At 66.8% G+C, this 23494-nt stretch carries 15 protein-coding genes; 6 read left to right on the top strand and 9 right to left on the bottom strand.

Translation table 11 applies throughout. The features are described from left to right. Positions 1–415 precede the first annotated feature (415 nt). Complete coding sequence (locus ACZ1II_RS01125; protein ID WP_465143999.1) at positions 416–3433, top strand: TonB-dependent receptor; 3018 nt, start codon at positions 416–418, stop codon at positions 3431–3433. A 132-nt stretch (positions 3434–3565) separates the two neighbouring features. On the opposite strand, the gene ACZ1II_RS01120 is transcribed toward ACZ1II_RS01125, so the two are convergent. From ACZ1II_RS01120 to ACZ1II_RS01110, 3 genes are all read right to left on the bottom strand, one after another. Continuing rightward, the gene (locus tag ACZ1II_RS01120) at positions 3566–4822 is read right to left on the bottom strand and encodes a dicarboxylate/amino acid:cation symporter (RefSeq protein WP_465143998.1); all 1257 of its coding nucleotides are present in this window, start codon (positions 4820–4822) and stop codon (positions 3566–3568) included. A gap of 116 nt (positions 4823–4938) precedes the next feature. Continuing rightward, positions 4939–6399: an amidohydrolase gene (locus tag ACZ1II_RS01115; RefSeq protein ID WP_465143997.1), complete on the bottom strand. Its 1461-nt coding sequence runs from the start codon at positions 6397–6399 to the stop codon at positions 4939–4941. 80 nt (positions 6400–6479) lie between these two features. Next, complete coding sequence (locus ACZ1II_RS01110; protein WP_465143996.1) at positions 6480–8840, bottom strand: TonB-dependent receptor; 2361 nt, start codon at positions 8838–8840, stop codon at positions 6480–6482. 163 nt (positions 8841–9003) lie between these two features. On the opposite strand from ACZ1II_RS01110, the gene ACZ1II_RS01105 reads away from it, so the two are divergent. Both ACZ1II_RS01105 and ACZ1II_RS01100 read left to right on the top strand, forming a co-directional pair. Further along, entirely contained in the window at positions 9004–9534 is a 531-nt protein-coding gene (locus ACZ1II_RS01105; RefSeq protein ID WP_465144505.1) for an RNA polymerase sigma factor, read from the top strand. Beyond that, positions 9531–10562: a FecR family protein gene (locus ACZ1II_RS01100; protein WP_465143995.1), complete on the top strand. Its 1032-nt coding sequence runs from the start codon at positions 9531–9533 to the stop codon at positions 10560–10562. The genes ACZ1II_RS01105 and ACZ1II_RS01100 overlap by 4 nt, the downstream gene beginning before the upstream one ends. A 9-nt stretch (positions 10563–10571) precedes the next feature. On the opposite strand, the gene ACZ1II_RS01095 is transcribed toward ACZ1II_RS01100, so the two are convergent. Next, entirely contained in the window at positions 10572–13070 is a 2499-nt protein-coding gene (locus tag ACZ1II_RS01095; RefSeq protein ID WP_465143994.1) for a TonB-dependent receptor, read from the bottom strand. A 91-nt stretch (positions 13071–13161) separates the two neighbouring features. Next, positions 13162–14220, bottom strand: coding sequence for a GlxA family transcriptional regulator (locus ACZ1II_RS01090; RefSeq protein ID WP_465143993.1), 1059 nt, complete (start codon positions 14218–14220; stop codon positions 13162–13164). A 126-nt stretch (positions 14221–14346) separates the two neighbouring features. On the opposite strand from ACZ1II_RS01090, the gene ACZ1II_RS01085 reads away from it, so the two are divergent. The 3 genes from ACZ1II_RS01085 to ACZ1II_RS01075 are packed head-to-tail and all read left to right on the top strand — an operon-like array spanning position 14347 to position 16799. After that, a complete protein-coding gene (locus ACZ1II_RS01085) occupies positions 14347–15174 on the top strand; it encodes an alpha/beta fold hydrolase (RefSeq protein WP_465143992.1) in 828 nt (275 codons plus the stop codon). Between the two features lie 36 nt (positions 15175–15210). Then, positions 15211–16002 (top strand): SDR family NAD(P)-dependent oxidoreductase, encoded by a 792-nt coding sequence (locus ACZ1II_RS01080; RefSeq protein WP_465143991.1) that lies wholly within the window; start codon positions 15211–15213, stop codon positions 16000–16002. A gap of 23 nt (positions 16003–16025) precedes the next feature. After that, positions 16026–16799 carry an alpha/beta hydrolase gene (locus ACZ1II_RS01075; RefSeq protein ID WP_465143990.1) on the top strand — a complete coding sequence of 258 codons (774 nt, stop codon included), beginning with the start codon at positions 16026–16028 and terminating at the stop codon, positions 16797–16799. On the opposite strand, the gene ACZ1II_RS01070 is transcribed toward ACZ1II_RS01075, so the two are convergent. From ACZ1II_RS01070 to ptsP, 4 genes are read right to left on the bottom strand one after another with little or no spacing between them, the layout of a single operon-like run. After that, positions 16791–18131 (bottom strand): carbohydrate porin, encoded by a 1341-nt coding sequence (locus ACZ1II_RS01070; protein WP_465143989.1) that lies wholly within the window; start codon positions 18129–18131, stop codon positions 16791–16793. The genes ACZ1II_RS01075 and ACZ1II_RS01070 overlap by 9 nt on opposite strands. Positions 18132–18180: 49 nt before the next feature. Further along, the gene (locus ACZ1II_RS01065; protein WP_465143988.1) at positions 18181–19875 is read right to left on the bottom strand and encodes a fructose-specific PTS transporter subunit EIIC; all 1695 of its coding nucleotides are present in this window, start codon (positions 19873–19875) and stop codon (positions 18181–18183) included. Continuing rightward, positions 19875–20855 carry a 1-phosphofructokinase gene (pfkB, locus tag ACZ1II_RS01060; protein WP_465143987.1) on the bottom strand — a complete coding sequence of 327 codons (981 nt, stop codon included), beginning with the start codon at positions 20853–20855 and terminating at the stop codon, positions 19875–19877. The genes ACZ1II_RS01065 and pfkB overlap by 1 nt, the downstream gene beginning before the upstream one ends. Further along, the gene (ptsP, locus tag ACZ1II_RS01055; RefSeq protein WP_465143986.1) at positions 20855–23377 is read right to left on the bottom strand and encodes a phosphoenolpyruvate--protein phosphotransferase; all 2523 of its coding nucleotides are present in this window, start codon (positions 23375–23377) and stop codon (positions 20855–20857) included. Before ptsP ends, pfkB begins: the two co-directional genes overlap by 1 nt. Between the last annotated feature and the right edge of the window lie 117 nt (positions 23378–23494).

Here is a 23494-nt window from a genome sequence, read left to right as displayed (position 1 = left end):
TCGAGCAGGACGAAGGCTTTTTGCCCTGGTGGGAGGGAGCTATCGAACCACACCTCACGATCCTGCCGGCACCAGCCCGCCGGTCGCCTACACGGGGCGACTGTCCGTTTCGACTGGCCTCTGCGTCACGGCTACGCGGAAAAAGGCTGACCGAATGAAGTAGATTTGCGTGGCGGCGGCAGCCGGATGACGGTTGCCAGTATTTGCCAGACTGCCATTCATGCATCGATACTGGGGCGGATCAATCTTTCGAACCCGCAAGAACATGGGCTTCATGTGGAGAACGTGGGATTGTCTCGCTGTCACCTCATTCTTTCGGATGAGTTCGCTGGGTGTGGAACTGTGCGACAATATGAAGATGCGCCCATTTGCTTCTGCCTTTTCTGCGGCGGTCATTCTTCCGCTTCTGGTTCCGATGCCTTCAATTGCGCAGGCGGTCGGTGCCCAGCGGGTGGTATTACGGCAGAAACCGCTCGGCGCCGCCCTTCAGGAAGTCGCCCGTCGCTTCCGCGTCGAGCTGCTGTTTTCCAACGACCTCGTCGCATCGCTGAAGGCCCCATCGATATCCGGATACTTCACCGTTCAGGAAGCGCTGAACGCGCTGTTGGCCGGGTCGGGATTGCGGCTGAGGGGATCTGCGGCAGCGGGGTTCGTCATCATTTCCGCTCCCGAACCGGATGAGCAGGCACCTCTCGCGCTTCCGGACATCCTCGTCCTCGGGAGCAGAACCCAGAACGCGGATATCGAGCGCCGGGCGAGCGACGTGCAGCCCTATCAGGTGCTCTCGCGGCAGGATGTTCGGTCCGCCCATCTGGCGACGGTCGAGGACTTGCTGAGCAAGCGCTCCTCGCAGAATAACATGGGGCTTTCCTACATGCGGCGCCCCTTATCCGCCGAGGGGGCGGTGCGGTCGAGTTTCGACTTGCGCGGTCTCGGGATGGCGCAAACGCTCGTCCTTGTCGACGGGCGGCCGATGCCGCGCGTGCCGGGCCGTGAGTTCGCCCTCGGCCAGGCCGATGTCAACGCGCTGTCGATCGAGGCAATCGAGAGAGCGGAAGTCATAACTTCGACGGCGGGCGGAATCTATGGGCCGGGCGCCATCGGCGGCGTGGTCAATCTCGTGCTGCGCCGCGATTATCGCGGCGCGGAAGTCACGGCCACGACCGGACTGACCGGGCGAGGAGACGGCGCCTATCGGCGCATCGACGTTCGTTTCGGCTTCACGCCCGACGACGGGGCAACGGACGTGATGTTCGCCTTTAGCCGCACGAGCGGGGACGGCCTGCAGAATGGCGACCGCGATTTCGCCGATCGCGCGCAGGCGCGGCGTTTTGCGAACAGCCAGTCCTATAGCTGGTTGCAACTGCCGGTATCGAATTCCGTCAACATCGCGAGCGAAGACGGGCGGGCGCTGACCTTGAAACCGGCTTACGGGGGCCAGCAGCTGGCCAGCAATGTGACCTATCTGGCGCCGGATGATACGCGCTTGCCGCCGGCTCTCGGTACGGCGCTGCTTGCGCATGCCGGAAGCCTCGACTTTACCCTTGCCGACGGGCGGGGCGGGAAAGCGAGAAGCCTGGTGGCGGGCCAGAGATCGAGCATGGTTCTGGTCAATGCGCGGCACAGGTTCGGCCCCGGTATCGAGGCTTACGTCGATCTGATCGATCTGCGAGATCGGGGCCTTGTCGATTCCTCGCAAGTCACGATCTATCAGCTGCTGAGCGCGGAGGATTCCCGCAATCCCTTCCAGCAGGATATCGGCCTGGTCCGTGCGGCGCCGGGCATCGGGCGAAGCGGCGGAACGATGATACATTCCTGGCGCATGGGCGGCGGTTTTATCTTCGATCTTCCCGGAGGGTGGAAATCCAATCTCGACTATAGCTTGGGCTCTGTGCGCGAGCGGACGCGCTTTCGTGGCACGACATATGGGACGAACCTGCTCTATGCGCTCTACGGCAGTCCGCTGCCCGGTTATCCGGCGCTCGATTTCCTGGCGAGCGATGCCGACTTCAACGCTGCCATTTCCGCTTATGCGGTGCCGTCCAGTCGGCGCTTCGATCTGATCAACCGCATGAAGGACGGCGCGGCCAGATTCGCCGGGCCGCTTGGCGATCTGGGTGCCGGCCCGGTGACCGCGACCGTGCTGCTGGAGCAGAGAAAGGAGCGTGTGGCGCAAGGCCGCGACGATGATGGGGTTACGCTGAACGGGATTCCCATCAGCTGGACGGTGCCTGGACATTCCGAGCGGGTCCGGTCGGCCTATGCGGAACTGCGGGCGCCGATCCTGGGGGACATGACCGATATCGCGCCGCGCCGGGGACTGGAGTTCCAGCTTGCCGTGCGCCGCGACGCTACGCAAGTCAGGTTGCAACCTGGATATCTCCGTAACGAGACGGGCGCCAGCGACGGTTTCGACAAGGCCCATCATGCCGCGCTCACTTATACCGCAGGCATGAAGGCCATGCTGGTCCCCGGTCTGATCGCGCGCGCCAGCATCGCGACGGGGGAGCAGACGCCTCCGGTCAGCGAACTCGCCAATGCGCAAGTTATCAGAGGGAATGGTCCGGACCCCCGGCGCGGCAATACGGCCATCGAGGCGCCTTACGAACTGGTCATGTTCGAGAACGGCAAGATCAGGCCGGAACGGGCACGCGCGCTCTCGGCCGGCCTGGTCTTTGCGCCCCGGTACTCGGAGGGACCCTCGCTGAGCCTGGATTACACCCATATCCGTCGCAGTCGCGAAGTGGACGGCCGCTCGATCGGCAGTGTGCTCTATTTCCTCACCAACGAGGCTTTCTATCCCGACCGGGTGACCCGCCTGCCCCTGACCGCCGAGGATGCCGCGCGAGGCTATACCGGCGGCGTGATCACGCGGATCGATACCTCGTTTCTCGATCTCGGGTGGACCGTCATCGATGCCGTCGACATGCAGGCGAGATGGCCGGTCCGCACCGCGGCATGCGGGGATTTCATCTTTCGCGGCAATCTTACCTGGCAGCCGCGTTTCGATCGGCGCCTGAGGGCCGAGGACCCGGTCGCGAGTTTCGTGGACTACATGGATGGTGCGCTGCAATGGCGCGGCAACGGCGGGGTCGACTGGGTAAAGGGGCCGCTGAGCGCATCCCTGAATGGTCAGTTCTATGGGCGCTATCATGTAACGAGTGCGATGGGAGAGCCTTCGACGGAGGCTTCCAACGTGGCTATCCAGGGCGGCGAATGGATCGGTGCCCAGGCGACTTTCGATCTGGCCGTGTCCTACCGGCTGGAAATGCGCCGTCGGGGCGAGGGAGCGCGGGCGATGGACTTGCGGCTCGGGGTTCTCGATATCTTCGACCACCGTCCCGCAACGGTCGTTTCCGCCGAGGGGGGCTACAGCCAATATGCCGATCCGCTCGGGCGACGCTTCGAGATTTCGGTCGCGGTTGGAATGTAGAGCACTCGATCCGGCTCAACCGCCCTTCGCCGTGCCGCGATCGGCGCATGAGGAGGAACAGGCGCATGCCGCGCTGTTCCTCCTGGCCATGTCAATGTTACCGGCAGAATCCTGCTCTGCGACGGTGGCGGCCTATGCTTCCGAGAGTTGCAGGCGATCCGCTGCCTCGGCCTCCAGCTTCTGTTCGGATTTCGCGATCACCGCCGTCGCAATGGCATTGCCGAGGACGTTGGTGGCGGTGCGGCCCATGTCCATGAAGTGATCGACCGCGAGAATGAAGGCGATGCCTTCCACGGGCAGGTCGAACTGCCCGAGCGTTGCCGCGACGACGACCAGCGAGGCGCGGGGCACGGCGGCAATGCCCTTGCTGGTCACCATCAGCACCAGCAGGATCGTGATCTGGGTGAGGATCGGCAGGTCGATGCCATAGGCCTGGGCGATGAACAGCGTCGCGAAAGTGGCGTACATCATCGAACCGTCGAGGTTGAAGCTGTAGCCCAGCGGCAGGATGAAGCTGTAGATGCGGCGCGGCACGCCGAAGCGATCGAGCTGCTCCAGCATCTTGGGATAGGCGGCCTCGGACGAAGCGGTGGAGAAGGCGAGCAGGACGGGTTCGCGCACCAGGCGCAGCAGGGTGAGAATCCGCCTGCCGAGGAACAGGGCACCGGCGCAGACCAGCAGCAGCCACAGCGTCCCGAGCGCGAGATAGAACGAGCCGACCAGTCGCCCGAAGGTCGCCAGCACGCCGATGCCCTCGGTCGTCACGGCCGCCGCCAGCGCGCCGAACACCGCCAGCGGCGCCATGCGCATGACATAGCCGGTCACCGTCAGCATCATCTTCACCATCGCCTCGATCAGCGTGACGATGGGCCTGGCCTCTTCCCCGAGCGCGGTGAGCGCCACGCCCACGAAGATCGAGAAGACGACGATCTGCAGGATCGAGTTCTCCGCCATGGCCCCGACCATCGAGGTCGGGAAGACGTGGAGCACGAAGTCGCGGAAGTTGAGCGCTTGCGCATCGACTGCCGAGGCGGCGCCGCTGCGGACGAGGTGCAGTCCCTCGCCGGGTGCCAGCAGGTTCACGAGGACAAGTCCCAGCGCCAGCGACAGCAGGCTGGCGGTGACGAACCAGGCCATCGCCCGCCCGCCGATCCGGCCCAGCGCTTTACTGTCGCCCATATGCGCCATGCCCGCCACCAGCGTGGAGAACACCAGCGGGGCGATGATCATCTTGATGAGATGGAGGAAGACGTCGGCGAGCAGGTGAAAGTAACCCGCCACTTCCCTGGCCGTCTCGGGCGTATCGCCGACGAGCCGGTTGGCGGCGAACCCTGCGCAGACGCCGGAAACCATCCCGGCGACGATGAAAGTCGTCAGGCGACGCGACATAGGAAATTCTCTTTTCGAAGGGAGTGCGTGAAGCCCAAAAAAAGCCCCCGGTTCCGCCGGATTTGCAGCGGCGGAACCGGGGTCAGGATGGGTCCGGTCAATTCTGTAAAAGGCGATCAGTCCTTGGACGAAGCGGCCTTGCGGTAATCGAGCGAGGGCGCCTTGTCGCCGAGCAGCGAGCGGTAGACGAAGTCCGGCCCGCGCCGTTCGTCGAGTTCCTTCTTCGCGGCGGCCAGCGTGTCCGGGCTCTGGAACAGCTGTGCGGCGGTCAGGGCCAGGGTCTTGGCGGCGACTTCCGCGCCCTTGGTGCCGACGCTGTTGCCGCTGGCGGCGACCGCCTGCCAGCTGTGCGGCGGCGTGCCGGGCGCCCAGGTCCCGGCAGACATGCCTGCCGTCGGCGTGGTGTAGCTGACATCGCCCACGTCGGTGGAGGCCGACATGATCTCGCCGCTGGAATAGGGCGCGACGCCGGTCTCGCGCTTGCGGCCGCCCTTGGGCAGGCTGGCGCCGATCTTGTCGAGGAAGGCCTGTTCCTGCGGTGTGTAGGTGGGCAGCGGCACCTGCTTGAGATTGTCGTACATGACATGGCCGAGCGTGTCGTTCGGCAGCAGGTCGAACGTGCCGCCGATCTGATTGTACTCGACCGTGGTGCCGGTGCCGAGCGCGGCGCCTTCGGCGGCCTTCTTCACGCGCTCCATGATCTCGGCCACTTGCTGCTGGTCGGGGTGGCGGACGTAGTAATAGACTTCGGCGGTCTCGGGCACGACGTTGGGCGCCTTGCCGCCGTCGGTGATGATGTAGTGGATGCGGGTTTCCTGCGGGACGTGCTCGCGCATCATGTTGACCATGTTGTCCATGGCCTCGACCGCATCGAGCGCCGAGCGGCCCCGCTCGGGCGCGGCGGCGGCGTGCGAGGCGATGCCGTGGAAGCGGAACTTGGCGCTGACATTGGCCAGTGCATGGCCCTGCATGGCGCTATAGCCGTCGCCCGCGTGCCAGTGCAGCATGGCGGAAACGTCTTTGGTCAGGCCCGAGCGGACGAGGAAGACTTTGCCCGAGCCGCCTTCTTCGGCAGGCGCGCCGTAGACGCGCAGCTCGCCCTTGATGCCGTGGGCGACCATCCAGTTCTTGGTGGCGATGGCGGCGGCGATCGAGGCGGCGCCGAACAGGTTGTGGCCGCAGGCGTGCCCGGCGACGCCGTCGATCACCCGGCGCTCCGGCTCGGCGGCCTGGGCAAGTCCGGGCAGGGCGTCGAATTCGGCGAGGATGCCGATGACGGGGCCGTCGCCGGTCTTGAAGCTGGCGACGAAGGCGGTGGGCATTCCGGCGACGTCTGGCGTCACCTGGAAGCCTGCGGCCTTGAGGTCCTTCTGGAGCAGGCCGGAGCTTTTGGTCTCTTGGAAGCCGACTTCGGCCCAGGACCATATCTGCAGCGCATTGCGCGACATGGCGGCCGCGCCGCGATCGACATTGGCGAGGATTGCGGTGCGGTCGGCCTCGGCAAGCGGGCCTGCGAGTGCGGGCGCGCTGGCCCCTGCGGCGAGAAGGAACAGGGCGGTACGAACGAAGGATTTCATCAGGCTATCCCCATGGAAGGTCGTATCGAAAGGGTGGCCCCGCGCGGGATCGTGTCCGCGCGGGGGCCGGTACTCGGAAATCAGCGCTTCCCGAAGGAGACGCGCAGCTGGGCACCGATCACGCGCGGCTCGTTGTAGACGAGCGTGGTCGAGGTGACGGACGGCGTGACCACACCGCCCGCAGCGGCATAAGTCACATCGAACAGGTTACGCACGAAGAAGCCGAGGTCGATGCCGCGGTTCTCGATATTGTTGAAGTCCAGCTTCAGGTTGACGGTGTCGTAGGCCTTCTGGATGCCGTTGGTGTCCAGCGGACGCTCGACGTACCATACCTTGGTGCTGTGGAACCAGTTGGCGTTGAACACCATTTCGGCAAAGTCGCCAAGATAGGTGGCATAGCGGGCGCCGCCGCCAAGGGTCCACTTGGGGGTGTAGGAGAACTTGTTGTTCACCGGGTTGTTGCCGAGCAGCGGGATGAAGGCGGCGGGGGCGTCGTACTCGTCGTACTTGGCATCGGTATAGGCGCCGAAGCCCGAGAGGGTGAAGCCGCTCGTCGGCGTGACCGAGAAGTCGAACTCGGTGCCCTTGATCGTCGCCTTGGCGGCGTTGATGATCAGGCTGCCGGGGTCGTTGGCCGAATTGCCGTCGCCGTCGAAGTCGGCGCCGGGGAAGATCGAGCGCTGGATGTTGCTGTACTTGCTGGTGTAGGCCGCCACATTGAACCGGCCCTTCACGCCGCCCAGTTCCCAGCTCGACTTGATGCCTGCTTCGTAGTCGGTGACCTTCTCCGGCTTGAAGGTCTCGAAACCGTCGAAGTACGAGGACATGCCGCTCTGGTTGAAGCCTGCCGAGCGGTAGCCGCGGCGGTTGGTCACGTAGAGGAACACGTCCTCGTTGACCTTGTAGTCGAAGCCAAGCGTCCAGGTCGGCGCCTTGGAGCTTTCCGATCCGGTCTTGCCGCCCGAAGTCGCGCAGCCGTCAGGCCCGATGTGGGCGGCGGTGTCGAGCGTCGCCACCGAGCAGCCCGAGGACTTGTCCCAGGTGTAGCGGAAGCCGCCGTTGAAGCGCAGGCCTTCCGCGAAGCCGCCGAAGGCATAGCCGATCTGGCCGAACAGTGCCTTGCTGGTCGAGGTGTTGTAGTTCTCGTTATAGGTGAAGGTCTTGCCGGGGATCACCGCCGAATAAGTGACGCTGCCGTTGACGCCGCTCGGGTCGCTCTTGAGATAGAAGGCGCCGACGATCCAGTCGAGCCGGTCGTTCAGCAGCGAGCCGAGGACCTGGAACTCGTTGGAGACCTGCTTGACGTTGGTGTTGGAAACGCCGTCGTAGAGCGCGAGGTAGGTGCCGTCCATGTCGCGGGCGGCGTCAACCTTGCTGCGGCGGTAGCCGAAGATGTTCTTGAAGGTGACCTTGCCCACTTCCAGTTCGGACGTGTTGGCAATGCCCCAGAACGTGCGGTTCGAGTAAGGATCGATGCTGGTGCTGACGTCGCGCACGCCTGCCGCCTGCTGTTCGGCGAGGGCAATGTCGATGTCGCAGCCGGCGACGCCGCAGTCGAAGTAGGGGCGGTTGGCCGCCGTGCGCGCGGTGCCGCCGCCGCTGACGGCGGGGTTCGGGTAGACGCCGTTCAGCACGGTGCCGGTGCCGTTCTCGCGCGCGCGGTACCAGTCGAACACGGTGGTGTTCTTCAGGCCGTCCACGGGTTCGAGCAGGAGCGAGGCGCGGAAGGCGTCGTTGTGACGGTCGTCGAGATCGCCGCCGTTGCCGTGGTTCTTGGTATAGCCGTCGCGGCGGGCGATCTGGCCCGCAACGCGCAGTGCCACATGGTCATCGACGATCGGCACGTTCACGGCGCCTTCGAACGTGGTCTCGTTGTAGGAGCCGAGCGTGACCTGGCCGTAACCGGTCAGATCGTAGTCGGGCGCGACGGGGTAGAGCAGCAGCGCGCCGCCGGTGGTGTTGCGGCCGAACAGGGTCCCCTGGGGGCCCTTCAGCACCTGGATCGAGCCGACGTCGAAGGTCGGCACGATCGAGCCTTCGTTGGGCAGCGGCACGTCGGCGAAGTAGGTCACGACCGAAGGCGCGGCGGCGCCCGCGGTGGCGCGGCGCTGGCCGCGAATGACGATCGAGGGAGTATCGCGCGAGGTCTGCGGCGCGACATTGAGGCCCGGCGTCGTATAAGTCAGGTCCTGGGTGCTGACGACGGCCTTTTCGCGCAGCATCTCGGCGTTGAAGGCGGTGACCGAGACGGGCACGGTCTGGGCGCTTTCCTCGCGGCGGCGCGCGGTGACGACGATGTCGCCGCCCGGCTGGTCGAGCGACTGGGTTTGACTCTGGGCCTGATTCTGACCTTGGTTTTGGGCCTCTTGCGCCTGGGCGGGCGCGGTGACGGCGAGGATGCTGGACGCGAGAAGCAGAGCCGAAAGGCTGCGACAGGTCATTTTTTATTTCCCCTTTTATCCGGCCTGTCCCTGATCGCAGGCCGATAGTCGCAAGACGCAGCGCATCGCCGATCATTCGCTTTCGATGAAAAAATATTCCGGGTGACGCGCCGGGCCGCCGGAGGCTAAGGAAGCCGGGCATTCTAAACGGAAGGCCGGACTCATTTTCTCGCTGCGCAGGACATCGCCGAACAGGCCGGAATCGGGCCGTCCCGAGGGGCCGGACCTGTCCGCGCACGTCCCCGCCCTGCGCCGCTACATCGCCAAGCGCGCACAGCCGGGCGACGTCGACGATCTGGTGCAGGACGTGCTGGTGCGCATGCATGTGCGCGGGCAGGCCGATCCCATCGCCAATGTCGAGGGCTATCTGTTCCAGGTCGCCGCCAGCGTGCTGACCGACCGTGCCCGGCGCGATACCGTGCGCCATCGCGGCGCGCATCATGAGCTGACCGAGGCTTTCCATCCGGTCGACGAACTGACCCCCGAGCGCGTGCTGCGCGGGCGCGAGGACGTGGACCGGCTGGCCAATGCCCTGGAAGACATGCCCGATCTGACGCGCGACGCCTTCGTGCTCCACCGCTTCGAGGAAATGTCCTACGATGCGATCGGCGAGCATCTGGGCATCTCCAACAGCGCGGTCGGGCGTCATATCATGAAGGCCGTCCGCTTTCTGGCCGCGAGGGATCTGCCATGAGCCGCCCCCTCGACCCGAGACCGTTCGATGCCCATGCGCTGGAGCGGATCGATTCGCCCGAAGCGACGGCGGCGGCCTATTTCAGCATCTTCCGCTCCCCGCGCGCGACCGCGAGGGACTACGAGGATTTCGAAAGCTGGCACGCACGCGACGAGGCCAACCGCATCGCCTGGGCCAGGGTGGAGCGGGCCTGGGAAGGTTCCGGCGCCATGCGCACCGAAGCGCGCATCCTCGAAATCCGTGAACGCGCTTTGGCCAACCGACGCAGGCGCAAGGCCTGGGTGCGCCCGGCCATCGCCGCCTCGATGGCGCTGGCGGTGCTGGGCGGCGTGCTTGGTTTCCAGCAGTACACGTCCGTTTCCCCGGCGACGCCTGCGGTGGCCGACAGCCGCGAGCTGTCCACCGGCGTCGGGCAGCAGGGCACGCTGCGCATGGCCGACGGTTCGGTCATCACCGCCAATACCGCGACCGTGCTGACCGTGGCCGAAAGCGACACCCGGCGCAGCACCGCCCTGCGCGATGGCGAAGCCTTCTTCGAAGTCGCCAAGAACCCGCGCAAGCCTTTCGTGGTGACGGCGGGCCGGATCACGGTGACGGCACTGGGCACCCAGTTCGCGGTGCGCGAAACCGATGGCCGCGTCGACGTGACTCTGGCCGAAGGGCGCGTACGGGTCGATATGCCCGCCGTGGACGGCAGGCCCGCGCAGTCGGCCACTTTGGCGCCGGGGCAGGAACTGGTCTGGAACGGGCGCGGCTATCGCACCGGCGTTGTCGAGGTCGAGCGGCGGCTGGCCTGGCGCAAGGGCGTGATCGATTTCGACCGGGTTCCGCTGGCCGAGGCGGTGGCGGAAATCAATCGCTACAGCCCGCAGGAGATCATCGTCTCCAGCCCGGCGCTCGCGCGCCATCCGATCAGCGGCACATTCCGCATCGGCGTGACGCGCGGCTTCCTGCAAAGCCTGGAAGCAGCAGGCATCGCCCGCGTGGAAAACGAAAGCGCGACAAGGGCCGAACTCGTCGCGCCCTAGGTTTTCCCATCATTCAAACGTGTAGCGCAGCCGCAGGCCGATCGTGCGCGGCGGGCCGGGGATTACCGTCGCCGCCGTGTAGGCCGGGTTGAGCGTTCCCCCGCCGCTCGCATAGAAGCGGTCGGTCAGGTTGCGGCCCCAGAGCTGCAATTCCAGCGGCAGTCCCGCCGGACGCATCCAGTTCAGCGAGGCACCGAGCAGACCGTAGGCGGGTTGCCTCGCAAAGTTTTCGGTGAGGCGCTCGCTGAAGCGCACGCTGCTGACATGGGCGTAGTCGGCCCGCAGTTCCAGCACACCGAGCCGCCCCGGCAAGTCGACTTCGTGCGACAACGTCACGGTGCCGCTGAAGGTGGGCGTATAAGTGAAGCGGTTGTGCAGCGGATCGCTGCCCAGCAGGTCCGTCAGCGCGGCTGGCGCGATGACCTTAGTATAGCGCGCATCGATCCACGAGGCGCTCACCGTCGCATGGGTCCGTGCGCCGAGGTCCAGCGAGAGATCGCCGTCCAGCCCCGCCACCCGCGCGCGGGCGCTGTTGACGTAGAGGGTGATGGGATCGGTCGTCAGGTCGCCGTCGCCGTCGTAGTCGACATCGGGAAACAGCGCCCGCTGCACGTCGGAATAGAGGCCCACATAAGCCGCGACGGCGTAGGAACCCGACAGTCCGCCCATGTCCCAGCGTCCTTTCGCACCGGCTTCGATGTCGGTCAGGGTTTCCGGCCGGAAGGTCTGGTAGGCCTTCAGGCTGCCGCCCAGCGCCGGGGTATTGTATCCGCCTGAGCGGAAGGCCCGGCGGGTGGTGAGGTAGATGTTGTGATCGCCCCATTTCCGCATCAGCGACAGGGTCCAGGTGAGGCGGCCGAAGCGGGAGCGGGCTTGGGTGCCGTCTGCGGCGATGCACTGTCCCTCGCTCTGCGGCATGGCATCGGCCGAGCGCAGCGAGCAGCCGGAGATCGTCTCGCGCGTGTAGCGCAGGCCGAAGTCGGCGACATAGCCGCTACCGAGCGTCGCCGTAACTTGGCCGAATAGCGCGCCGCTGCGGAAGGTCTGGTAACTGGCGATATGTGACGGCGGATTGTCCGGCCGCACGAGGCGCGACACCGTCTGGAGCACCGGCCCGTCGGGCGCGCTGTCGAGATAGAACAGGCCGACGATATAGCGCAGGCTGCCGCTGCGGCCCTGCACCTGAAACTCCTCCGTGATCTGCCGCAAGTGCGACACGGTGACGGAATCGTTGATCGGCAGCGGCGTGCCGTCGCCGTCGAGTTCGTAATGCACCTTTGTCGAGCGCAGCCCGGCGATGTTGCGCAGCAGCAGGTCCTCGTCGCCATATTCGGTGACGTTGCCCAGTCCCTTGAAGTTCCTGTCGAACGACAGGGCCGGGCTCGACTGCGAGGTGCGCCGTCCCAGTCCCTGCTGCGTCTCGAAATAGCTGTCGATGTCGCAGGCGCCCGCGCCGCAATCGAAATAGGGGGCGTTTGCGGCGTTTCGGACAGTGCCCTCGGGATAGATGCCCGCCAGGATCAGCGCGGCGCCTACTTCCTCGGCGCGCAGCATGTCGAAGCTCGTGGTCGACCGCAGCGGGCCGGGCGGATCGAAGCGCAGGATCGCGCGCAGGCTGTCGCTGTGCACGTCGTCGGCGCGGCCGCCCGCCAGCAGCCGGGTATAGCCGCCCCGGCGCATGCGCTGGCCGGAGATTCGCAGCGCAAACGGTCCGCTTGCGGGGAGTTCGACCGCGCCCTCCAGCCGGGAGAGGCCGTAGTTGCCGGTCTCCGCCTCCAGATAGGAGGCCGCGCCCGCGCCGGGCTGGACTGTGCGCAGCAGCACCGCGCCGCTCGTGGCGTTGCGGCCGAATAGCGTGCCTTGCGGGCCGCGCAGCACTTCGACCGAGGCCATGTCGAACAGCGGTGAAAGCGCCGCCTGGTTGGGCAGGGGAATCTCGTCCTGATAGATGACGAGTGGCAGGCGGTTCTCGTCGCTGATCGAGCGCCGCTGGCCGCGCATCACCAGCAGGGGGGTGGCGCTGCTGGTCTGCCCGGTGGCGATGAAGCCGGGGGTAAGGCGGGCCACGTCGGCGATCGTGCGTACCGCCGCCTTGTCGAGCGTGCTGCCGTCGACATGGCTGACCAGCAAGGGCACGTCTTCCTCGCGTTCGGGACGGCGGCGGGCGGAGACGAGGATTTCCAGCGGCTCGGGGCGGGGGGACGGCCTGGCCTGGGCCTTGACGGGGCGTCTGCCCGGAGCGGCGACGATGACATAGACGCCGGGCGAGGCGCGGCGGACGGCGAGGTCCAGCCCGCGGATCATCCTTGCCAGCGCGTCACTTGCGGAAAGGCGCCCGTGGACGGCTCTGGTACGCAGTCGCTCGCGGCCGGGGGCGTTGAGCAGGATCTCGACGCCGGCCTGCCGCCCCAGCACGCCGACCGCAGCGGAGAGGGGCAGGGCGGGAACATCGACTTGCGCGACTTGCGCATGAGCGCAGGTCGCCGCCGCGACCAGACCGGATACCACACCGAAGGAACTTGCAAGGGGGCGACGCAACCAGACTTTCCCGGCGAATGGAGCCTTCCCAAAGCAAGCGGCTCTTGGTGATGGCGGATGCCTATGGGCCTTGGCCGTAAAGTTCAAGCGCCTGCACGGACTTGCGGGGCGGGAGCCGCAGGCTGCTTTGCCACGTCAGGCGGCGATCTCCAGTTCGGCGCCGCTGGAAAAGCGGGTGCGGTACTCGCCGGGCGTCAGGCCGAGGATGCGATGGAACACGCGGCGAAACGCCGTGGCGTCCTCGTAGCCCACGGCCCAGGCGATCTGGTCCACCGAACGGCGGGTGAATTCCAGCAGCTCGCGCGCTTTGCCGACGCGCAGGTTCTGGACATATTCGACCGGCTTCATGCCGGTGGCCGCCTTGAAGCGGCGCAGGAAAGTCCGCTCCTCCAGCCCCGCCGGCCATCTCGGGCACGCTGAGCGGACGCTCGGCGCGGCCCTGGACCCAGTGCTGGACTTTGAGGATCGCCTCGTCGCCGTGGGTCAGGCGCGGGGCGAAGCTGCTGTAGTGGCGCTGCTCGCGCCCGGCGGGATCGACCAGCAGGAACTTGCCGGTCTCGATCATCACCGTCGGGCCCAGCAGGCGGTCGACGATCCGCATGCCGAGATCGGTCCAGGCCATCAGCCCTCCGGCGGTGATGATGTCGCCGTCCTCGATGACCATCTTGTCCGGCTCCATCCGCACGTCCGGAAAGCGGGTGCGGAAGGCCTCTGCGAAAAGCCAGTGGGTGGTGGCGGGGCGGCCGGAAAGCAGCCCGGTCGCCGCCAGCATGAAGGCGCCGCCGCACGTCGAGGCGAGAGTGGCGCCGTGGCCGTGCCGGTCGAGCAGCCAGCGGGCATAGGGCGCGGCCTCCTCGGCATCGGCCGGGCCGGACAGGCGGCCGGGCACGATCAGGAACTCGGGGCTGCCGTCCCCTCCGGGATGGGTGTCGAAGCTGCGCGTGAATTTATCCGCATCGTCCATCGCCCAGTGGCTGACCCGCAGCCCCGGTCCCTCGTGCTGGGCGGAGAAATGCGAGGCGATGGCGAAGAGGTCGGTGATCCCGTGGACCATCGCCGCCTGGCAGTTCGGGTAGAGGACGAGGCCGATCTCGGCCCGGATACGCGGCGGCACGGACATGCCCGAATTCCCTCTTTGTCGGTTTTGGCCTGTTTTATGTCGGAACCGCCGATCCTGCCGGTTCGCGGGGCAGTCTATCCCTCTTCTCACGGGGCGCAACGGCTCCATCGAGAAAGGAAAAGGGACATGACCAGGATCACCACCAGGGACGGAACCGGCATTTTCTACAAGGACTGGGGCGCGAAGGACGCCCAGCCGATCGTCTTCTCGCATGGCTGGCCGCTTTCGGCCGATGCCTGGGACGCGCAGATGGTCTTCTTCGCCAATGAAGGCTTCCGCACCGTGGCGCACGACCGCCGCAGCCATGGCCGCTCCGACCAGGTGTGGAACGCCAATACGATGGACCAGTACGCCGACGACCTTGCCGAACTGATCGAGGCGCTGGACCTGCACGACGCCATCCTGGTCGGCCATTCGACCGGCGGCGGCGAAGTGACCCGCTATATCGGCCGCCACGGCACTGCCCGCGTCGCCAAAGTGGCGCTGATCGGCGCGGTTCCGCCGCTGATGCTCAAGACCGAGGCCAATCCCGGCGGACTGCCGATCGATGCCTTCGACGCCATCCGCAAGGGCACTTTCGACAACCGCAGCCAGTTCTTCCGCGATCTGGCCATCCCGTTCTACGGCTATAACCGCGAAGGCGCGGCGATTTCGGAAGGCATTCGCGAGGAATTCTGGCGCCAGGGCATGATGGGCGGCCTCAAGGGCCAGCTCGACTCCATCCGCGCCTTTTCCGAAAGCGATTTCCACCGCGACCTCACCCGCTTCGACGTGCCCACGCTCGTCCTCCACGGCGACGACGACCAGATCGTGCCGATCGGCGCCTCGGCTCTCGAAACGGTGAAGATCGTGCCGAATGCGGTGCTCAAGGTGTATCAGGGAGCCGACCATGGCCTGACCCAGACGTATCAGGACCGCTTCAACGCCGATCTCCTCGACTTTATCCGCGCCTGAGACCTTCCACGAACCCTATCCACGAAAGGACATGACATGACCAAGGGCACATTCCTCATCACCGGCGCGTCGGACGGTATCGGCGCGGTCTATGCCGACCGCCTTGCCCGCCGCGGCCACGACCTGATCCTCGTCGCCCGCCGGGCGGACCGGCTGGAAGCATTGGCCGCAACCCTCACTGCCGAAACCGGCGTGAAGGTCGAGACGATAAGCGCCGATCTCGCGAAGGCCGAAGACCTCGCCCGCATCGAACGGCGGCTGCGCGAGGACGGCGCGATCACCGGCCTCGTCAACAATGCCGGGATCGCCGGGGAGACCACTTTCGTCGGTTCCGACCCCGCCTACCTCACCGGCATGATCGACCTCAACGTGCTGGCCGTGACCCGGCTTGCCGCCGCCATCGCCCCGCGCCTGGCCGAACGCGGCAGCGGCACGATCGTCAACATGACCTCGGTGACGGCGCTGATGCCCGATGGCTTCACGGCGGTCTATCCCGCGACCAAGGCCTATGTCCTTGCCTTTACCGAGGCGCTGAACGTCGAACTCGGGAGCAAGGGCGTGCAGGTGCAGGCGGTGCTGCCGGGCATCACCCGCACGCCGATCTGGACCGAAGAGCAACTGGCGAACCTGCCCGCCGAAATGGTCATGGACGTGGAAGACATGGTCGACGCGGCGCTGAAGGGGCTGGATCTCGGCGAGACGATCACCATTCCCGCCTTGCCCGATACCGCCGACCTCGACGCCTATCTGGACGCCCGCCGCGCGCTGCGCCCCAACTTGTCTCGCAACCGCCCCGCCGACCGCTACGCCGATCGCTACAGGGCGTGACGGCTGCTGAAGGAGACGCTGCCATGAGCAAGACCATCGTTCTCATCCACGGCGCCTGGCTCAATTCGCGGAGCTGGGAGCATGTGAAGGCCCGCTACGAAGCGCGCGGCCATACCGTCCTCGCGCCTGACTGGCCGCTCGACGAAGGCGATCCCGCTGCCCTGCGAGCCAGGCCGCATCCCGAACTCGGCACGCTGGGCCAGCGCCGGATCGTCGATCACTACGAAGCCTTGATCCGCGCCCTGCCGGAAAAGCCGATCCTGATCGGCCATTCGCTGGGCGGGGTCTTCGTGCAGCACCTGCTCGACCGGGGGCTGGGGCTTGCGGGCGTGGCGATCGACCCCGCGCCGACTCCCGGGGTGCCGATCCATCCCCATGCGCTGGTATCGGCACTGCCGGTGTTCCTCGATCCGTTCAGCCGCGGCAAGGCGAAGCACATGTCGCGCCGTTTCTTCGCCTGGCGCTTTGCCCAGACGCTTCCCGCCGACAAGGCCGAGGCCGCCTACGACCGCTACATCGTGCCGACGCCGGGCAGGGTCTACTGGGACGGCGTGGTCAAGCCGATGACGATCGACTGGAGCAACCCCAAGCGCCCGCCGCTCCTGCTCATCGGCGGCGGCAAGGACCTGATCGCCGATGCCGGAATGACCCGCGCGATCCATCGCAAGCAGAGCCGCGCGCCGACCCGGACCGACTATATCGAATTCCCGGACCGCTCGCACTGGACCCTGCTGGACGAAGGCTGGGAACAAGTCGCCGATGCCGCCATCGACTGGGCCGAACGCGCCTCAGCGTGACAGCAGGGCAGGGGCGTCCACCGTGAACTTGAAACCGAAGATCAGCGCGTCCTTGATGCCGTTCGGGCGGAAGGGCGCGCCGGTCTGGTCGGGGTGGAGGATGTACTGCACATTGGGAGAGAGGCGGATCGCCGGGCCGAGCTGGGCGCCATAGGCCAGTTCCATCATGTACTGGTGGCGGTGGATAGCGCCGTCGCCGCCCGCCGCAATCCGCGCGGCGCGCATGCGCTCCATGGCAAGGTCGCTGAAACGCTGGTCGCTGATCATGAAGCCGATGGTATCGGCATCGCGCCCGGCGAAAGTGCCGGTCTGCACCACGCCGAAGTCGAAGAAGCGGCTTTCCTCGACACGGCCTGAAAGGTTGGTCATCGCCACGCCGAACACGCTGAGGCCGCGTTCGGAATTGGGGTCGGGCCGGGTCAGCCGCTGGTCGAAGCGGAAGTAGATGCCCGAGCGGCCATTGTGGGTCTGTGCGGCGCGCCCGGTAAGGGTGGCGATGCCGCCCTGATCGTCGCGCAGCGGATCGGCATAGTCGCCCCGGTCGAACCAGCCACCGACGATGTAGTGGCCGGGCAGGCGCACGCCCTTGCCTTCCTTGGAGTAGCCCAGTTCCCATGGCACGATCACGCCGGTCGCGTTTTTCGTGCTGAAGTTGAAACCGTGGTCGTTGGCGCGCTTGCGGTCCGGATTGACCTCGTAGGCGCCGACATGGACGGTCACATGGGGCAGGACTTCTGCCTTGGCGCGGATCATCCAGCTCGACGCCGGGAAATAGGTAAAGTTGCTGTTCTTGAATACGAACGTCGGGTTGCCGCAGCCCGAATTGCCCTGGAAATTGCAGTAGATCGGCGAGTTCAGGAAATGGATATTCGCCTGGCTGCGCCCCGCCTCGATCATCAGGCGATCGTTCAGTAGCTTCTGCTCCCAGGTCAGGATCGCGAGGTGGGTGTTCTGGGTGCCCCAGATTTCCTGAACCGAGGTGTTGTTGCCCAGCGCCAGCGCCGAGAGGCTCTCGCCGTGACGGTTGGTGATCGCGGCATTGATGGTGCCGCCGCCGATGCCCGCGATACGGTCCATGTCGAGATCTGCGCCGACGTAGATCTGCCCGGCATAGGCGGCGTCGCGGCGCAGGCCGCCGGTTACGTTCGTCGCCGCCTCTCCGGTGTAGCTGAGCGCGATGGTAATGCCGTCATCGGCCAGCGGCTGCCACGGCTTGGGGGCTTCGGCCTGGACTGTCGTATCTTCGGAAACCGCCTCCTGCGCCATGGCGGCAGACAAGGAAAGGGCGGCGACACCTGCGCAGCAGGCGCCCTTGAGCAGTGCGAACCGCATCGAATGAAATCCTCTCTTGAACCCGGTCTTGCGCCGGGCCGGAACTATGTCAGGCGGCGGCAGCTTCCGCCGCGCTTGGGCGAGGCTTGAGCAGGCCGACGAGGACTCCGCTCACCAGCACGCCCGCCAGAATGGCCAGCCCGTAGACAGCCAGATGCGTGACTGCGCCGGGGATCGGCAGGACGAACACGCCGCCGTGTGGCACCTTGAGTTCTACGCCCGCTGCCATCGAAATGGCCCCGGTAATCGCCGAACCCGCCATCAGCGCCGGGATCACCCGGAACGGATCGCGCGCGGCGAAAGGGATCGCGCCCTCGGTGATGAAGGCGAGGCCCAGCACGGCGGCAGCACCTCCGGCCTCGCGCTCCTCGGTCGTGAAACGATTACGGAACAGGCGGGTGGCAAGTCCCACGGCGAGCGGCGGCACCATGCCCGCCGCCATCGTCGCGGCCATCGGCGTGTAGACCTGGCTGGAAATCAGCCCGACCGAGAAGGCATAGCCCGCCTTGTTGACCGGCCCGCCCATATCGAAGGCCGACATCGCGCCCAGAATAATACCCAGCAGGAGCGCACTCGATCCCTGCATCGAGCGCAGCCATTCGGTCAGGAACGCCAGCGCGGCGGCGACCGGCGTGCCGACCGCGTAGATCATCAGCAGCCCGGTCAGCAGCGTGCCCAGCAGCGGCAGGATCAGCACCGGCTTCAGGCCCGCAAGGTTCTTGGGCAGCTTGATAAGCCGGTTCAGCCATTCAACGCCGTAACCGGCGATGAAGCCCGCAACGATGCCGCCGAGGAAGCCCGCGCCGAGATTGGCGGCGAGCATGCCGCCGATCATGCCCGGCGCGATGCCGGGACGGTCGGCCACCGAATAGGCGATATAGCCTGCCAGCGCCGGTACGATCAGGGCGAAGCCGCCCTGCGCGCCGATGCGGAACAGGGCATTGGCAAGTGTGCCTTCAGCCGCAGCGCTGTTGGCATTGATGCCCCCCAGCGCAAAAGCCATGGCAATCATCAGGCCGCCGGCGACCACGAAGGGCAGCATGAAGGAAACGCCGGTCATCAGGTGCTTGTAGGGACCGGCACGCTCGGTAGCGGCACCGGCAGTCTCCGCCGAAGCTGCTCCGCCTTGCACTTTCGCCTCGGTCAGCGCGCGTTCGATCAGTGCCTTGCCGCCGGAGATGGCAGGCTTGGTGCTCGATGCGAAGACGCGCTTTCCGGCGAAGCGCCCACGGTCGACCTCGCGGTCGGCGGCGATGATGACAACGTCGGCTGCCGCGATCTCTTCCGCCGTCAGCGGCGAACCGGCGCCGACCGAACCCTGCGTTTCCACGCGGATCGGATAGCCCAGTTGCTTTGCGCCTTCCTGAAGGCCTTCGGCCGCCATGAAGGTATGCGCGATGCCGGTGGGGCACGAGGTGATCGCCACCACGCGCGGAGTATCGGTGGCGGCCTGCGGTTCCTGCACCAGCGCCGAAGCCGGATCGGCCAGCACCGCCTCCAGCGTCACCCGGCGGTGCGGGGCGAGCGGGAGCGCAGTTCCGGCCTCGTCATTGGCGGCGACCAGCAGCAGCGTGTCGCCTGCCTGCAATTCCTCGGGCAAAGGGTTGAGCACGCCCTGTCCGGTGCGTACCTCGATCTCGATATCGCGGCCCTTGGCGCGCGCCGCCTTGCGCAGCGCTTCCCCGGCGAGCACGCCCTGTACGGCGGAATCCGCTGCATCGATAACTGCGTAGAGCTTGGCCATTATTCCTCTCCGGCCTTAATTTTCTGCTGCTCCATTCCGCCGCGCGGCATGAACGGGGCGACACTGACTTCTTCGGCAAGCGCGTGGACGGTCGGCAGATCGGAAAGGTTCGGCCCGGCCATGCCCAGCTTGGCGACCGCGAAGGCGGTGGCGAGGCGCGCGGTACGCTCAAGGTCGGCTCCCTCGCCCAGCGCCGCGACGATCCCGGCGACCATCGCGTCCCCGGCGCCGACCGTGCTCGCCACTTGCCCGATGGCGAGGCGCGCGGTGGCCGCGCCCTCTGCGGACAGGAACAACGCACCTTCCTCGCCCATCGACACGACCACCAGCGAAACGCCGCGCGCGTGCAGTTCGGAAGCAGCTTCGGAAAGCGCCGCCAGATCGGGCAGAGGACGGCCCAGCAACTGCGCGAGTTCGTCGCGGTTGGGCTTTACCACATCGGGCAGCACATCGGCAGTCAGAGCGCACTTCAGCGGCAGACCGCTGGTGTCGAGCACCACCCGGCATCCTGCAGCGCGCAAGCGGGCTATCAGCGTCACGTAGCTGTCCGGCGGGCAGCCGGGCGGCAGGCTTCCGGCCAGCACCACCAGATCGCCCTCGCGCGCGGCTTCGCAGATCGTCGCCGCCACCATTTCGGCGCGGCCCGCATCGATGGCGATCCCGTCGAGATTGATATCGGTCGTGCCTGCCGCGTCTACCAGCTTGAGGTTGACCCGCGTGGCTCCGGCGATGCGGATGAAACGGTCCTCAATGGCCTTGGCGGCGAACAGCGCATCGAAAGCGGCGGCATTGTCGCTGCCGAGCAGGCCATAGGCGGAAACCGTCATGCCCCAGTCGGCGAGGCAACTGGCGACATTCACGCCCTTTCCGCCCGCGTTCTGGCGCACCGAGCGGGCGCGGTGGACTTCGCCGACGATCAGCCGGTCGACCGTGACGGTCTGGTCGATGGCCGGATTGAAGGTGACCGTAAGAGTGCGCATCAGCCTTCCCCCTCTTCGATTTCTGGCACGTCCAGAGCGCGGATTTCGCCCGCGCTTTCCATGTCGAGCGCCCTGGCGGCGAGCGTGCGCAAGTTTTCGAGGCTGGCGCCGCGAATGCGCGCCTTCACCGCGGGAATGTCGCGCGGGGTCATCGACAGTTCGCTGACGCCAAGCCCCACCAGCAGAGCCGCGCCGAACGGGTCCCCGGCAATACCGCCGCAGACGCCGACCCAGCGGCCATGCGCCTTCGCGCCCTCCACCGTCGCCGCGATCATGCGCAGGACGGCGGGATGCAGGCTGTCGGCGTCGCCCGCCAGTTCCGGGTTCTGCCGGTCGATGGCGAGGACATATTGGGTGAGATCGTTGGTGCCGATCGAGAAGAAATCGGCATGGGCCGCCAGTGAGCGCGCCTGAATGGCGGCGGCGGGGACCTCGATCATAATGCCGACCGGGATTGTCGGCGCATCGAGTTCCAGCCGGATTTCTTCGCAGCGGGCGCGCAGCGCGATCAGTTCGTGGACCGAAGTTATCATCGGGAACATGATCGCCAGATCGCCGCCAGCTTTCGCCGCACGGTAAAGCGCGCGAAGCTGCGGCTCCAGCAGGTCCGGGCGGCGCAGCAGCAGCCGCGCGCCGCGCACGCCGAGGAAGGGGTTCTCCTCGCGCGGCAGGTCGAGGTGCGGCACCTGCTTGTCGCCGCCGATATCGAGCGCGCGCACGACCAGCGGGCGACCGTCCAGTGCGTCGGCCATGGCGCGGTAGATTTCGGCCTGCTCGTCCTCGCCGGGGCTGTCGCCGCGTTCGAGGAACAGGAATTCGGTGCGCATCAGGCCGACGCCCTCGCCGCCCTGCGCCAGCGCGAAAGCGACCTGATCGGGGCGGTTGACGTTGGCGGCGATCTCCACGCGGTGGCCGTCGCGGGTTTCGGCGGGCTTGCTGCGCTCGGCCTCTTCGGCGGCGCGCTTTTCGGCAAGGTCGGCAATCCACGCACGGGCAGAGGCAAGGTCGGCCTCGGACGGATTTAGCCAGACGCGGCCGCTGTCGCCATCGACGATGGCGGTGGCTCCGGCGGCAAGGCCCAGCAGGTCCGCACCGCCCGCGACGACCGATGGCAGGCCGAGCGTGCGGGCCAGGATCGCGCTATGCGAAGTCGGCCCGCCAAGCGCCGTCGCAATGCCTGCGACGCGCGCGGTATCGAGTGTGGCGGTGTCCGAAGGCGAGAGGTCCGCCGCGACGAGTACGCAAGGCTCCTCGGGCAGATCGGTCAGCGAACCGGCGGCAAGTGCCGGATCGATCTCGGCCAGAACGCGGCGGCCGATGTCGTGGAGGTCGGCGGCGCGGGCGGCGAGCACCGGATTGCCCAGCGCCGAAAGCTGCCCGGCGATGCGGTCGACCGCCCGATGCCACGACCATGCGACCCCGTGCCCCTCGACCATGAGCTGGCAGGTCAGGGTGATGAGGTCGGTATCGTCCAGCAATTCGGCCTGCGCCTTGAAGATCGCCGCATCGCCCGCGCCCAGACGGCGGGTGGTATCGTCGATCAGCGCCTTCATCTGCGCGCGGGTGCGGGTGAGCGCATCGTTGAGCTGGGTGCCGCCGCTGGCCAGATCGGTCGGCCGGTCGGGCACGTCCAGTTCCTGCGCGGAAAGCACATGGACCTTGCCGATGGCGAGGCCCGGACTGGCGGCGACGCCTGCGATCATCTGCGCCTCGCCCACCGGTTTCCAGCCCCGGATCGGCGCAGCGGCCTTCTCGGCGGCGCGCGCGGCGTCTTCCTTTTCGCGCGCGGTCAGGCGGCGGACCACGGCGGAAAAGCTGTCCAGCGCCGCCCGCGCGCCTGCCCCTTCGGCGGAGAGAGTCACCCGATCGCCAGCACGCAGCCCCAGTTGGAGGAGGGAAACGAGGCTGCGAGGATCGGCGCTCTCCCCGCCGTGACGTACGCGCAGGCGCACGCCAGAGGCACGCGCCGCTTCGACCCAGGCCGAAGCGGGGCGGGCATGGAGGCCGGTTGGGTAGTCGACCGTCCATTCGGTGGTTTCAGCATAGTCGGCCGCCGGTTCTGACGGGGCGGAAGCCTCTCCGTCCTCCCACAGGGCGCGGGAAAAAGCAGCCGGATCGTCGGTGGCGACAAGCGCGGCAAGGCGCGGCTCGTCCTGAATCAGGCGGGTCAGACGGCGCAGGATGGCGATGTGGCTGTCCGAATTGGCGGCGATGCCGACCACCAGATGGGCGCGCTGGCCCGGGTTCCATTCCACTCCCTCGCGCAACTGGAGGATCGCCACGCCATCGCGGCGGACCAGCCCCTTGTCCTCGCCGAGGCCATGCGGGATCGCGACGCCCGCACCCAGGAAGGTGTTCGCCACGCCTTCCCGGCGAACCATGCTTTCCTCGTAGCCGGGCGCGACGCAACCGGCGGCGACCAGCAACTGGCCGACCTGGCGAATCGCATCGACCTTGTCTGCCGCGCTGGCATCGATTCGAACGAGATCCTCGACCCCCGAGGCGGGCGCATCTGCGAGCATTTCAGGCCTCTCCTGACCGTTTTGATAACGAGTCCGTGACATGCGTAGAAAACGTTTTCTCACGGCTCTTGTCAAGACAATGCTTGCGATCATGCGATGAGGTGATGCATAGTCTCC

This window comes from Novosphingobium sp. BL-S-20, assembly GCF_055521635.1.
Note: the sequence above shows the minus strand (reverse complement) of the source record. Positions and strands in the feature narration are given on the sequence as shown.